The organism is Pseudomonas sp. 10S5 (assembly GCF_035019745.1).
Taxonomy (GTDB): domain Bacteria; phylum Pseudomonadota; class Gammaproteobacteria; order Pseudomonadales; family Pseudomonadaceae; genus Aquipseudomonas.
The window spans coordinates 197338-210244 of record NZ_JASJVL010000007.1 but is presented as its reverse complement, the minus strand read 5'-3'; the positions used below and the strand labels follow the sequence as shown (position 1 = coordinate 210244).

The following is a 12907-nucleotide window of genomic DNA, read 5'->3' as shown; positions in this document are numbered from 1 at the left end:
CCGTAAAGATGCAAGCGCCTCTCGTCAAACAAGCGTCCCTTTAGATACCGTTTCGACGCTCACTCCGAACGCGTTTCATCGGCACCAAAAAAAGACGCAAACCCATACCGGCCGGGCGCCTCTTGGGTGAAAGGAGTCAACGTGTTATGTTTGCAGCCGTTTTTATTAATTTTTTTTTGAACCGATTCTGATACCGAGCCTGCTGACTCTATGCGAATGCGCCTTATGCTGTTGGGCGGCGGGAATGCCCTTGGGCAGGCGCTGATTCGACTTGGTGCCGAGGAAAATGTTGGTTTCCTCGCACCGCGCCCACCGCAAGACGGTTGGGATGCCGCGAGCCTGACGCAACTGCTTGATGACACCCGTCCTGATGCCTTGATCAACCTCGCTTACTACTTCGACTGGTTTCAGGCGGAGACCGTGAGCGAAACCCGTCTGGCCGGACAGGAACGCTCCGTGGAGCGTCTTGCCGAACTGTGCCAGCACCACAATATCAGTTTGCTGCAACCGTCCAGCTACCGGGTATTCGATGGTTCGCGGGCAACGGCGTACAGTGAAAAAGACGAGCCGGTGCCGCTGGGCCTGCGTGGCCAGGCGCTATGGCGAATTGAGCAAAGCGTGCGAGCAATCTGTCCGCAGCATGTGCTGTTACGCTTTGGCTGGCTGCTTGATGACAGCAGCGATGGTGTGCTTGGCCGTTTGCTCAAACGCGCTGAGCAACCTGAAGAATTGTTGATGGCCGATGACCGTCGCGGCAACCCGACGCCTGTGGACGATGCGGCACGGGTGATCATTTCCGTACTCAAGCAACTCGATTGTGCAGCGCCGTTGTGGGGTACTTATCACTACGCGGGACACGAAGCGACTACGCCACTGGCGTTGGGTCAGGCAATTTTGACCGAAGCTCGTCTGTTGCATCCGCTGGCGATCGAAGCCCCTACCGCGCAGGCCCATGCCGCCCGCGCAGACGCTGCTGACGAGCCGCAACACGGTGTGCTTGCCTGCAAAAAAATCCTCCATACCTTTGGTATCAAGCCCCGCGCCTGGCGTGCCGGTTTGCCAAGCTTACTGGACCGTTATTATCGCCATGCTTGATGCACCTGTTTTAATTACCGGCGGCGCCGGCTTTATTGGTTCGCACTTGGTCGATGCATTGCTCGCCAAAGGCTACGCTGTGCGCGTACTGGACGACCTTTCTACCGGTAAACGCAGTAATTTACCGATGGACAACCCGCGTCTCGAATTGATTGAAGGCGATGTCGCCGATGCAATGTTAGTTGCTCGTTCTGCGTTGGGCTGTAGTGCGGTGGCGCACCTTGCGGCGGTGGCTTCGGTTCAAGCGTCCGTGGACGATCCGGTGCGCACTCATCAAAGCAATTTCATCGGCACCCTGAACGTCTGCGAAGCCATGCGCCAAGCCGGGATCAAAAGGGTATTGTTTGCGTCGAGCGCGGCGGTTTATGGCAACAACGGTGAAGGGGAGTCCATCGACGAAGATACGCCCAAGTCACCACTAACCCCTTATGCCTCAGACAAACTGTCGAGCGAGTATTATTTGGATTTCTACCGCCGCCAACATGGGCTGGAACCGGTAATTTTTCGCTTCTTTAATATCTTCGGTCCACGCCAAGACCCATCGTCGCCCTATTCGGGTGTGATCAGCATTTTCTGCAAGCGCGCCGAAAGCGGCCTGCCTATCGCTATCTTTGGCGATGGCGAGCAAACCCGTGATTTCGTTTACGTGGGCGATCTGGCTGGGGTGTTGGTGCAAGCATTGGAGTTACCGGAAGTCGCGGCGGGCGCGATCAACGTCGGGCTTAATCAGGCCACCACGTTGAACCAGTTGCTGGCAGCGTTATCGCAAGTGGTTGGGGCATTGCCCGAGGTTACTTACCTGCCGGCGCGCTCTGGGGATATTCGCCACTCGCGTGCCAATAACGGGCGCTTGCTGGAGCGATTTAAGTTCCCTGAACCGACGCCCTTAAGTGTGGGGTTGGCACGGTTGCTGGGACGCTAGACAGCACTTCGCGAATGAAGTCGCCTCTCATTAGATGAGGGCGCCTTTATTCGCGAGATGTCGAACTAAAAAACGCTCAGTTAGAACTTGTAGCCCAGGCCAACCATGTAGACCCAAGGATCAACTTCAAGGCTAACTTTGGTCTGGCCGATGCCGAGTGCGGATGGGCCGTTCACTGTCGCTTTGGTGCTCATGTCGATGTACCAGACAGAGGCGTTAAGCATCACTCGGTCAGTCAACATGTAGTCGGCACCCAGTTGCCCGGCTATCCCTACTGAGTCCTTGACCTTAAGGTTGCTGAAGCCTTCGTTTTTGCGCTCGCCGGTCAAGTCGCCGCTGAAAAATGCGGTGTAGTTCAAGCCAACACCGACATAGGGTTGAAACTTCGACGCAGTGTCAAGCGGGTAGTACTGCAACGACAAGGTAGGTGGCAGCTGTTTGATGGTACCCAGCTTGCCATCCAGTGCCGGGCTAAGGCCTTTGACACCAACAGTGTGATTGAACGGGGTTGCCGCTAGCAGCTCAATGCCGACGTGGTTGGTCAGCATGTAAGCTACCGCTAGGCCGAGCTGTGTGTCGCTGTCCAACGTCGCTTTCGTGCCGGCGGCTTTCACCCCGTCAAACTTCAGGTTACCGCTATCTTCATTGGGGGCTACGACCGCCGCACCCGCACGAACGATGATGTCGCCAGCTTCGTGGGCTTGGGCAACGAGGGAGGCGCTGAGCGCCAGCGCAAAAAGAGACGCGCCGAGCAGTGATTTGTGCATGAAGGCTCCGTTAGACATTAATTGTGGCGATGTCTAATGGTATGGCGGCAATGCAGCGACCCTTTTGACCCAGCTCAATGAAATTGAACTATAGGGAACTAACCGGGCAACGGTGCCGTCTCGCACCTGACACACTCAATATCGGGGCGTCTGTGTCCCGAGTTTGCAACGCGAGAAAGCTGGATTCAGGAATCGGGTAGTTCATAGGCGTAGATTTTCTCCGCGGCCATTTTGTAGCCTGCGTCGGCCAATTCGCTGGTGGATGATTCGACTTTCATCGAGCCTTCGATCCAGTACGGTTGATACAGCTCATCGAGTTTTACCCCGACTTTACTGGTGACGTAGACAATTTGATTCGAAGGCGGAGGCGGCACGTGGATGCAGGCGCCGAAGTAGGGCACCAGCAGAAATTCGGTCACGCGGCCCTCTTCGGTTACTTCCAGTGGCACGATATAGCCTGGCAAACGAATGTGTTGGCCGTTGAGCGATTTGACCACAGGGGCAGACGGCGACTGCTGTTTCGCTGCGGGAGCGGACTCAGCTGACAGCGCATCGGACATACCTGACAGGTTATGAATCGGTGCGGGTTGTGGCTTGAGTTTTGGCGCATCGGGGGGAATCATTTGTTCCCACGCCAAATCACGCGGCTGGGCATCGGCCGCGTCCGCGGCCGTCGCGGCCAGTAATGGCGCCATCAGCAGCAACAGCGCGAACAGTGTGCGCGACATGATGAAAACCCTCATAAGCGAATCGACAGACCGTCAGCCAAAGATTGGCGGTAGGCGCGCCAGGCGGGCACGGTGCCAATCAGCAGAGCAGCGGCCAGAATACCGCCGAGCAGGGTCCATTCATATGTGCTGGGCAGTGACAGTGGCAAGAACAATCCGTAACTCGATTGCACATAGCCCTGCGCCGATGCGATGCCGACGTACAGTAAAACCACGCCACTGACCACGCCCCCCAAAGCCAACGCGAAGGCTTCGAGAATTAACAGGCTGGCAATGTGCCAAGGTCGCGCGCCCACCGAACGCAGGATCGCCATTTCACGACGTCGCTCGTTGAGACTGGTCAAAATTGCGGTGAGCATTCCTATTAAGCCGGTCACCACCACGAACAACGAAATAATAAACAGCGCTCGTTCTGCGGTGCTCATTAGGCTCCAGAGCTCTTGCAGGGCGACGCCGGGCAGGATCGCCAGCATGGGTTCGCCTCGGAACTCGTTGATGTCGCGCTGTACGGCGAAGGTCGCGATCTTGTTGTTCAAACCGAGCATGAAGGCGGTAATCGCGGTGGGTGTCAGGTCCATGTTGCGTGCTTGATCAGCGCTGATTCTGCCGGCGCCTCGGGCGGGAACGCCGTTATGCCAATCGATATGGATCGCTTCCATGCCGCCGAGGCTGATATGCAGCGTGCGGTCAACAGGCGTGCCGGTACGTTTCAAAATCCCGACCACGGTGAACGGCTTGTCGTCGTGCTTGACCAGGCTGACCACCGCCACGCCGTGAGCCAGTACCAGTTTGTCGCCCAACTTATACTTCAACGCATCGGCTACTTCCGCTCCCAACACCACTTCAAACGGGTCGGTGGCAAATGCTCGACCGCTGGCTAATTCCAGGTGCTGTTGACGGCCGTACTGATAGTGCTCGAAGTAGGCTTCGTTGGTGCCCATGACCCGATAGCCACGGTGTGAGTCACCCAAGGAAATCGGGATGGCCCATTTCACGTGAGGATCGTTGGCGAAATGTTCAAAGCTGTCCCAACGAATATTGTTGGTGGCGTTGCCGATGCGGAATACCGAATACAGCAGCAAGTTAATCGAGCCGGACCGCGCGCCGACGATCAAGTCGGTGCCGCTAATAGTGCTGGCGAAGCTGGCTCGCGCCTCGGTGCGAACGCGCTCGACGGCCAATAGCAAGCAGACCGACAAAGCGATAGCGAATGCGGTCAGAAACGCGGTGAAGCGGCGATTAGCCAGACTAGCCATGGCTAGACGAAACAAATACATCTCAGACCTCTGCGGCGACGGCGGCGCGATTGAGTTCGGACAACGACAGGTTACGGTCGAACAGTGGCGCAAGGCTTTGGTCGTGGCTGACAAACAGCAGGCTGGCCCCGGCTTCCTGACATTCCGCAAACAGCAGGCGGATAAATGCTTCACGGGCATCGGCATCCAACGCAGACGTAGGTTCGTCAGCGATTACCAGCTCGGGTTGGCCGATCAGTGCGCGGGCGGCGGCAACTCGTTGTTGCTGGCCTATGGACAATGAATCCGCGCGCCGACTCAACAACGCCGGGTCCTTCAACCCCAAGTGCGCGAGCAACGTTGCGGCAGCCTGATCGACACTGCCATGGCGTTGGGCCGCCCGAGCGGCGCGGAGTTTGGAAAAATGACAAGGCAGCTCTACGTTTTCCCGCACTGACAAAAACGGCAGCAAGTTGAACTGCTGAAAGATATAACCGGTATGGTCCACTCGGAAATGGTCCTTGGCGCCGGCCGACATTTGCGTCAGCTCTTGGCCCAGCAGGCGGATACTTCCTCGGTCTGGAGTCTGCACGCCGCCCAGCAGCCCGAGCAGCGTGGTTTTTCCGCTGCCACTAGGGCCTTTCAGGAAAAGGGTTTCACCTGGCTCCAGGCGAAACACCGGAATATCCAGCAGCGGCGCATGGCCCGGCCAGCTAAAGCCAAGATCGGATAGCTCGATAAGTGCTTGGGTCATGAGGGGCAAGTTCACAGGGTGATCAAAACAGGGTTGTCAGAACTTCAGGGTGGCGTTATCAGGCGTCGCTTCGGTGCCTTGCTGGCCACTCGGCGCGATCAGTTGTACCTGAATTCTATGGGTGTTGGGGAACGTCTTGAAAATTTGTGAAAGATCAAAACTTTTCAATGCGGAAGGGGCATCGCAGACAAAGACGTAATGCGCATGGATTTCGCTATGGTGATCCGTTTCGCCGGCTTCAGCCTGGGCATGCGTGTCGTTATCGTCGTTGTGATCATCGGCTGCATCAGGCTTGTCGCCGAACAGCGGACTCTGGAGTTTTTGCGTGGTCACCGCGCATTTAGCGGCCAACGGCAGATTGAACAGCGCTTGGGACTTCAGCAGCAATTCGCGGGCGTTAGCGAGTTTAGCTTTGTCGGTGTCCGTACTCGCTTCGTGTTCGAAACCGACGATATTCATCGACGGGCTGTCTAGCTCGAATTCCAGCGACTTACCGTCTAGCGCTATGTCCAGGCGCGCAACACCGTGCTCATGGGCGCCGAGACTGGCATGCTCGACTTCGGCGGCATGCACCATGGCTAGTGGAAGCAGAGCGAAAGGCAAGGCGAGCAGCAAATGACGCATGGTAACTCCGGAGACAGAGGGGATTAATTCGTTATGTGATCTTATAACAATTAATTAGCGCCATGCGACCGCTTCCCGAATGAGTTCGGTCCCACTGATACTATTCGATCACCCTGTGGAACCAAATTCATTCGGGAAGGCCCCTGCGGCGGTCATTCTTAATAGGGAAATAGACATGTTACGAATTCGCGGAACCATCGGCGATTGGCCGGTGGACCTGACGCTCGAATTGGATGAAAGCGATTGGGCGCAACTCGGCGCGCAAGTACAGGCGACGAAACCGGCAAGCCCGGCACCAACACAGACGCCTGTCAGCCGGGATGACGCCATCTGGCTGATTGCCAAAGATCTGTTGCGCAAAGCAGGGCAAATGAATGGCCCGGAGCTGCTGGGTCAACTTGAGGCCATGACCGGTAGCACTGCAGCAGGCAAACGCTTGTTAGTGCGTTTACGCCACAGTGCCGATGTCAAGGTGGTGAACGGTGCCGACGCGCCGCTTTATAGCTGGGTCAGTTAGTAAAGCGCGGCAAATAATTTGCGGCGATACGTGGTGACCAACGGGTGGTCGTTGCCCAGCAGGTCAAACACTTGCAGCAAGGTTTTGTGCGCGAGACCTTCGGCATAGCTGCGATTGCGGATGAACAGCTTCAATAATCCTTCCAGCGCGGCCTCGTATTGTTGACGGGACAGTTGCTGAATCGCTAATTGATGAGCGGCCTCATCGTCCTGCGGATTTTTCGCCAAACGGGTTTTAAGGTCGGCAACGTCCGGCAAGCTCGCCGCTTCAACCAAGAACGTCAGTTGCGCTTTTGCGCCAGCCAGAGCGGCCTTGTGTTCATCACCCTTCACCGCGTCGAGCACTGCGCCAGCTTCGACCAGCTCACCGCGTTCAGCCAGGCAACGTGCGTACAGAATCAGCGCAGCGGTGTTGGTGTTGTCTTCGCCGAGCAGATGCTTCAACACCGCTTCGGCATCCGCGATGCTGCCTTCGGCAAACAGTAACTGTGCTTGCTCCAATGGGTCGGCGGCGGCAGGCAGAGGTAACTGGACGTGCGGTTCGAGAATCGTTCGAATGGCAGACTCAGGTTGTGCGCCGGTAAACCCGTCCACCGGTTGACCGTCCTTAAACAGCACTACGGTTGGCAGGCTGCGAATGCCAAAGCGCGCCACGATGTCTTGCTCGGCGTCGCAATCGACCTTCGCCAGCAGCAATTCACCTTGGTACTCATCGGCGATTTTCTTCAGCAGCGGCATCAGCACCTTGCAGGGCGCACACCATTCAGCCCAGAAGTCCACTAGCACAGGCCGATGAAACGACGCCTCAATAACCAGTTGGTCGAAGGTCGCGGTGGTTGCGTCGAAGATGTACGGGGTGTCCTGGCTCATCGCTAGTCTCGAAAAGTGCGTTCAATGGCGCAACTATATCACCGCGTTTGGCCTCGATTCAGTTACTGCGCTTATCGAGATCTGTGCGAGCGAACTTATTCGGGACGCGGGCGGCGCGGCCTTCGCGAATAAATACGGCCCCAGAGGTTTTTCGATTGATTCGGGGCATCGCTTTACGGCGCCACAACCAACTGCAACGCACCCAGCGCCTGAGTATTACCTTGTTCGATACGCAGCGACGGCAGGTGCAGGATCAATTGACCGGACTGGCTCGCCCGGCCGCGCAATTCGACGCGGGCACCCACCGGGAACGATTCCGGGTTGAAGCGCAGTTGAAACGGTAGAGGCTGATTAGTGCCGGTCAGCGTAGTGTTGGCTAACAAACGCTGGGGGCGGCCACGGTCATCAATGACCAACAGCGCCAGTTCCACTTGCGCGCCTGGTGGCGCGCCGAGTAACTGGCCGCTTAATTCGCGTTGATGGGCGGGTAATGGACCCAAGCCTTCCTGAACTTTAACGGCGGCAGGCTGCTGCACTGCTGGTTTGGCCTCGGCAGGTTTTTTCGGCGCTTCGCTGCTGCACGCGGCCAAAAGGCCAACAAGGCTTAGCAAAACAAAGTGTCGTAGCGACATGAACAACTCCAACAAAACAAAATCTGGGGGAGGCGCGACAGGGGCGCGCAGTATTGCCCAGCGGATGAATTTCACACTGCGCGCAGCGCGTCTATATACCGTAAACCTCTGGTCTTGTCTCGCCGGTAATATGTCCTGGCGTGCGCCTTATGTTTGCCGCGCTGGAAATAAATGAAAACTCGCCCTACCATGAGCCTCCCTTTTTTTGTTGCCTGCCACCATGCACTGTCCTTTCTGCGGTGCCAATGACACCAAGGTCATTGATTCACGCCTCGTCGCCGAAGGCGAGCAGGTCCGTCGCCGTCGCGAATGCCTAGCCTGTGGCGAGCGTTTCACGACGTTTGAAACCGCCGAACTGGTACTCCCGCGCCTGATCAAGCAAGACGGCAGTCGCCAGCCCTTTGACGACGATAAGCTCCGTGCCGGCATGCAGCGCGCATTGGAAAAACGTCCCGTTAGTGTTGAGCTTCTTGAGGCGTCGCTGGCGCGCATTAAGCACAAGCTGCGCGCGACCGGCGAGCGCGAAGTCAAATCGCTGGTGGTGGGCGAATTGGTGATGGGCGAGCTGCAAAAGCTCGACGAAGTGGCCTACATCCGTTTCGCTTCGGTTTATCGGCGTTTTCAAGACCTCAATGAATTTCGGGAAGAGATAGACCGTCTTGCCCGCGAACCGGTGAAAGAATGAACTCACTGTCGACTGAACAGGGCGCCCTTGACCGCCATTACATGTCCCGTGCGTTGGAACTAGCGCGCAAGGGTATTTATACCGCGCACCCGAACCCACGGGTCGGTTGCGTCATCGTCCGCGACGGGCAGGTGGTCGGCGAAGGCTGGCATGTCCGCGCCGGTGAGCCGCACGCTGAGGTGTACGCACTGCGTCAGGCTGGTGACAAGGCCAATGGCGCCACCGTTTACGTCACCCTTGAACCTTGCAGTCACCATGGCCGTACCCCGCCGTGCGCCGACGCCTTGGTCACTGCCGGTGTCGCACGGGTTGTGACAGCGATGCAAGACCCCAATCCGGAGGTCGCGGGCAAAGGCTTGTTGCGCTTGATGACAGCGGGTATCGCGGTGCAAAGCGGCGTGCTGGAAAGTGACTCGCGAGCACTGAACAAAGGCTTTTTGAAGCGCATGGAGCACGGCCTTCCGTACGTGAGGGTCAAGTTGGCCATGAGCCTTGATGGGCGCACCGCCATGGCCAGTGGCGAAAGCAAATGGATAACCGGCCCTGCGGCGCGTTCTGCAGTACAGCGGCTTCGTGCGCAATCAAGCGTGGTATTGACCGGTGCCGACACGGTATTGGCCGACGGCGCACGCCTGACGGTGCGCCCAGACGAATTGGGCCTTGATGCTGAATTGACCGCGCTGGCCCTCACTCGGCCGCCTTTGCGCGTTCTGGTGGATGGTCGCTTGCGAGTACCGCTTGATGCACCTTTCTTTAAGGCAGGTAGCACCCTGGTGGTGACCTGCGCTGCTGCATCTGCCCGTGAACGCTATCTCGCCGAAGGCCATGAAATGCTGGCGTTGGCGAACAGCGCAGGTCAAGTTGATCTGCATAAATTGATGGTCGAGCTGGCGGCACGCGGCGTTAATGACGTGCTGATCGAAACCGGCCCAGGACTGGCAGGTGCGTTTACTCGGCTCGGGCTGGTCGATGAATTTCAGATTTTTGTCGCAGGCAAGTTCTTGGGCTCCTCGGCGCGGCCGCTGCTTGATTTGCCGTTGGCAAAAATGAGCGAAGCGCTGGAACTCAAAATCATTGAAATGCGTGCTGTCGGTGACGATTGGCGAGTCATCGCCGTACCCGCCTGATAGGCGCCTATTATTTTTAGCCACTGCTCCGCGCTGGCTTTGTTCTCCAGGGGGACCACATGTTTACCGGCATTATTGAATCCATTGGCAGTATCCGCGCGCTGACCCCAAAAGGCGGCGATGTTCGCGTTCATGTGGCCACCGGCAAACTCGACCTCATCGACGTCAAGCTTGGCGACAGCATTGCGGTGAATGGCGTCTGCCTGACCGCCGTCGAGTTACCGGGTGATGGTTTTTGGGCGGATGTCAGCCGCGAAACCCTCGATTGCACGGCGTTCGACGATCTTAAGACCGGCAGCCCGGTAAACTTGGAAAAAGCGTTGACCCCCACCACGCGCCTCGGCGGCCATCTGGTCAGCGGGCATGTCGACGGAGTGGGTGAGGTGTTGTCGCGGGAGGAAAATGCCCGCGCTATCCAGTTCCGCATACGAGCGCCGCGTGAGTTAGCCAAATACATCTCGCACAAAGGCTCAATCACCGTCGATGGCACCAGCCTGACCGTGAACGCTGTCAATGGCGCTGAATTCGATCTGACCATCGTCCCGCATACCCTGGCTGAAACCATCATGGCCGAGTACAAGCCGGGACGCCGGGTCAACCTGGAAGTGGACTTGCTGGCGCGTTATCTGGAACGTCTGTTATTGGGCGATAAGGCCGCAGAGCCGAACGCTGCAGCAGGCGGCATTACCGAAAGTTTTCTAGCCGCCAATGGCTACCTAAAATCCTGAACCGATAGGGGGTGCCGTGTGGCGCTCAACAGCATTGAAGAACTGGTTGAAGATATCCGCCAAGGCAAAATGGTCATCCTCATGGATGACGAAGACCGTGAGAACGAAGGCGACCTGATCATGGCCGCCGAGTGCGTCCAGGCTGAACACATCAATTTCATGGCCAAGCATGCGCGTGGCTTGATTTGCATGCCCATGAGCCGCGAGCGCTGCGAAACCCTCAAGTTGCCGTTGATGGCGCCGCGCAACGGCTCCGGTTTCGGCACCAAGTTCACGGTTTCCATCGAAGCGGCGGAAGGCGTCACCACCGGTATTTCTGCTGCCGACCGCGCCCGCACCGTGCAGGCGGCTGCGTCCAAAGACGCCAAGGCTGAAGACATCGTCAGCCCAGGCCATATTTTTCCGCTGATGGCCCAGGCCGGCGGCACGCTTGCACGCGCTGGCCATACCGAAGCAGCCTGCGACTTGGCGCGCATGGCCGGTTTTGAACCGAGCGGCGTGATCTGTGAAGTAATGAACGACGACGGCACCATGTCCCGTCGTCCTGAGCTGGAAACCTTTGCGGCTGAACACGGCATTAAAATTGGCACTATCGCCGACTTGATCCATTATCGGATGATCCACGAACGTACCGTTCAGCGGATTGCCGAGCAGCCAATGGACAGCGAATTGGGCCAGTTCAATCTGGTGACCTACCGCGACTCAGTCGAAGGCGATGTGCACTTGGCCCTGACCCTAGGCAAGATTTGCGCGGACGAGCCGACTTTGGTGCGAGTGCACAACATGGACCCGTTGCGTGACCTGTTAATGGTCAAGCAGCCTGGTCGCTGGAGCCTTCGAGCCGCGATGACCGCCGTGTCCGAGGCCGGCAGTGGCGTCGTGTTATTGCTGGGCCACCCACTGGATGGCGACGTGTTGCTGGCACATATTCGTGAAACCGCAGAGGGCACACCGCTGAAGAAGCCCACCACTTACAGCATCGTCGGTGCTGGCTCGCAAATCCTTCGCGACCTGGGCGTAAGAAAAATGCGCCTCATGAGTTCGCCAATGAAGTTCAATGCGATATCCGGTTTCGATCTGGAAGTTGTAGAATACGTGCCCTCCGAATAGCGACCGGTCAGGCAGCGGCTGAAAATCGATGATTTTCATGCGTTCTGCCCGACAGTCTGCAGTTGGTGGCCTAAAATCCCTCAAAGCACGCCGATTGGGCGTGCTTGCTCTTTAAGATGAGACGCACCCTAATGACCCTGAAGACCATCGAAGGTACCTTCATCACGCCCCAAGGCCGTTACGCCTTGGTGGTTGGCCGCTTCAACAGCTTTGTCGTCGAAAGCCTGGTGAGCGGTGCTGTTGATGCATTGGTTCGCCATGGTGTGAGCGAAAGCAATATCACCATCATCCGTGCGCCGGGTGCCTTCGAAATTCCGCTGGTGGTGCAAAAAGTTGCTCAGCGCAGCGAATACGCCGCCATCATCGCTTTGGGCGCTGTTATTCGTGGCGGCACGCCGCACTTCGAATACGTCGCTGGCGAATGCGTCAAAGGCCTGTCCCAGGTTTCCATGGAGTTCGGCGTGCCGGTTTCTTTCGGTGTGCTGACTGTCGACTCCATTGAGCAAGCCATCGAACGTTCCGGCACCAAAGCCGGTAACAAAGGCGCTGAAGCCGCCCTTTGCGCCATTGAAATGGTCAGCTTGCTGGCACAGTTGGAGGCCCAATGATTTCCGACGAAAGCGACCAGTTCAACCCTCGCGATGCCAAAGACCCTGAGATCGCCAAGGGCAAAAGCGCCAAGCGTCGTGAAGCGCGTCAACTCGCGACACAAGCGCTGTATCAATGGCACATGGCAGGACATTCGCTAAACGAAATCGAAGCGCAATTTCGCGTCGATAACGATTTCAGCAACGTCGACGCTACTTATTTCCAGGAATTGCTGCACGGCGTTCCGACCAACAAGACCGAGATCGACACCGCTCTAGCGCCTTGCCTGGACATTACCATCGACGAGCTCGACCCGGTTGAGCTGGCGATCTTGCGTCTGTCGACGTATGAGCTGCTCAAGCGCATCGACGTGCCGTATCGCGTGGTAATAAACGAAGGTATCGAGCTGGCGAAAGTCTATGGCTCTACCGACGGCCACAAGTTCGTCAACGGTGTGCTGGATAAACTGGCTCCGCGCTTGCGTGAAGCCGAGGTAAAGGCTCACAAGCGTTCTTGAACGCTTGAT

At 57.4% G+C, this 12907-nt stretch carries 16 protein-coding genes; 9 read left to right on the top strand and 7 right to left on the bottom strand.

Annotation, left to right across the window (positions count from 1 at the left end; translation table 11 throughout):
- Positions 1-210: 210 nt before the first annotated feature.
- Together QN378_RS09970 and QN378_RS09965 are read left to right on the top strand one after the other, a co-directional pair.
- Positions 211-1095, top strand: a complete 885-nt coding sequence (locus QN378_RS09970) for a sugar nucleotide-binding protein (RefSeq protein ID WP_322205576.1) — start codon at positions 211-213, stop codon at positions 1093-1095.
- Positions 1088-2017, top strand: coding sequence for an NAD-dependent epimerase/dehydratase family protein (locus QN378_RS09965; protein WP_322205575.1), 930 nt, complete (start codon positions 1088-1090; stop codon positions 2015-2017). The genes QN378_RS09970 and QN378_RS09965 overlap by 8 nt, the downstream gene beginning before the upstream one ends.
- Before the next feature lie 80 nt (positions 2018-2097).
- Here QN378_RS09965 and QN378_RS09960 read toward each other — a convergent pair whose 3' ends face one another.
- The 5 genes from QN378_RS09960 to QN378_RS09940 form a co-directional block, all read right to left on the bottom strand.
- Complete coding sequence (locus tag QN378_RS09960; RefSeq protein WP_322205574.1) at positions 2098-2784, bottom strand: OmpW/AlkL family protein; 687 nt, start codon at positions 2782-2784, stop codon at positions 2098-2100.
- Positions 2785-2969: 185 nt separating this feature from the next.
- Positions 2970-3512, bottom strand: coding sequence for a DUF3299 domain-containing protein (locus tag QN378_RS09955; RefSeq protein ID WP_323547453.1), 543 nt, complete (start codon positions 3510-3512; stop codon positions 2970-2972).
- Positions 3513-3523: 11 nt separating this feature from the next.
- Complete coding sequence (locus QN378_RS09950) at positions 3524-4789, bottom strand: ABC transporter permease (protein ID WP_323547451.1); 1266 nt, start codon at positions 4787-4789, stop codon at positions 3524-3526.
- A gap of 1 nt (position 4790) precedes the next feature.
- Positions 4791-5501: an ABC transporter ATP-binding protein gene (locus QN378_RS09945; RefSeq protein ID WP_323547979.1), complete on the bottom strand. Its 711-nt coding sequence runs from the start codon at positions 5499-5501 to the stop codon at positions 4791-4793.
- 36 nt (positions 5502-5537) lie between these two features.
- Entirely contained in the window at positions 5538-6125 is a 588-nt protein-coding gene (locus tag QN378_RS09940; protein ID WP_323547449.1) for a DUF2796 domain-containing protein, read from the bottom strand.
- Positions 6126-6300: 175 nt separating this feature from the next.
- Here QN378_RS09940 and QN378_RS09935 point away from each other — a divergent pair, with 175 nt between their 5' ends.
- Positions 6301-6642: a hypothetical protein gene (locus QN378_RS09935; RefSeq protein WP_322205569.1), complete on the top strand. Its 342-nt coding sequence runs from the start codon at positions 6301-6303 to the stop codon at positions 6640-6642.
- Here the strand turns inward: QN378_RS09935 and trxA are convergent.
- Complete coding sequence (gene trxA, locus QN378_RS09930; protein WP_322205568.1) at positions 6639-7511, bottom strand: thioredoxin; 873 nt, start codon at positions 7509-7511, stop codon at positions 6639-6641. The genes QN378_RS09935 and trxA overlap by 4 nt on opposite strands.
- Before the next feature lie 173 nt (positions 7512-7684).
- Positions 7685-8143, bottom strand: a complete 459-nt coding sequence (locus tag QN378_RS09925; protein WP_322205567.1) for a YbaY family lipoprotein — start codon at positions 8141-8143, stop codon at positions 7685-7687.
- 220 nt (positions 8144-8363) lie between these two features.
- Here QN378_RS09925 and nrdR point away from each other — a divergent pair, with 220 nt between their 5' ends.
- From nrdR to nusB, 6 genes are all read left to right on the top strand, one after another.
- A complete protein-coding gene (gene nrdR, locus QN378_RS09920) occupies positions 8364-8828 on the top strand; it encodes a transcriptional regulator NrdR (RefSeq protein ID WP_322206950.1) in 465 nt (154 codons plus the stop codon).
- The gene (gene ribD / locus QN378_RS09915; protein WP_322205566.1) at positions 8825-9955 is read left to right on the top strand and encodes a bifunctional diaminohydroxyphosphoribosylaminopyrimidine deaminase/5-amino-6-(5-phosphoribosylamino)uracil reductase RibD; all 1131 of its coding nucleotides are present in this window, start codon (positions 8825-8827) and stop codon (positions 9953-9955) included. Before nrdR ends, ribD begins: the two co-directional genes overlap by 4 nt.
- Before the next feature lie 59 nt (positions 9956-10014).
- On the top strand, positions 10015-10683 hold the full coding sequence (locus QN378_RS09910) for a riboflavin synthase (RefSeq protein ID WP_322205565.1): 669 nt from the start codon (positions 10015-10017) through the stop codon (positions 10681-10683).
- Between the two features lie 18 nt (positions 10684-10701).
- Positions 10702-11793, top strand: coding sequence for a bifunctional 3,4-dihydroxy-2-butanone-4-phosphate synthase/GTP cyclohydrolase II (gene ribBA, locus QN378_RS09905; RefSeq protein WP_323547446.1), 1092 nt, complete (start codon positions 10702-10704; stop codon positions 11791-11793).
- A gap of 131 nt (positions 11794-11924) precedes the next feature.
- The gene (ribE, locus tag QN378_RS09900) at positions 11925-12401 is read left to right on the top strand and encodes a 6,7-dimethyl-8-ribityllumazine synthase (RefSeq protein WP_322166286.1); all 477 of its coding nucleotides are present in this window, start codon (positions 11925-11927) and stop codon (positions 12399-12401) included.
- Positions 12398-12898, top strand: a complete 501-nt coding sequence (gene nusB, locus QN378_RS09895; RefSeq protein WP_322205563.1) for a transcription antitermination factor NusB — start codon at positions 12398-12400, stop codon at positions 12896-12898. The genes ribE and nusB overlap by 4 nt, the downstream gene beginning before the upstream one ends.
- Positions 12899-12907: the final 9 nt, after the last annotated feature.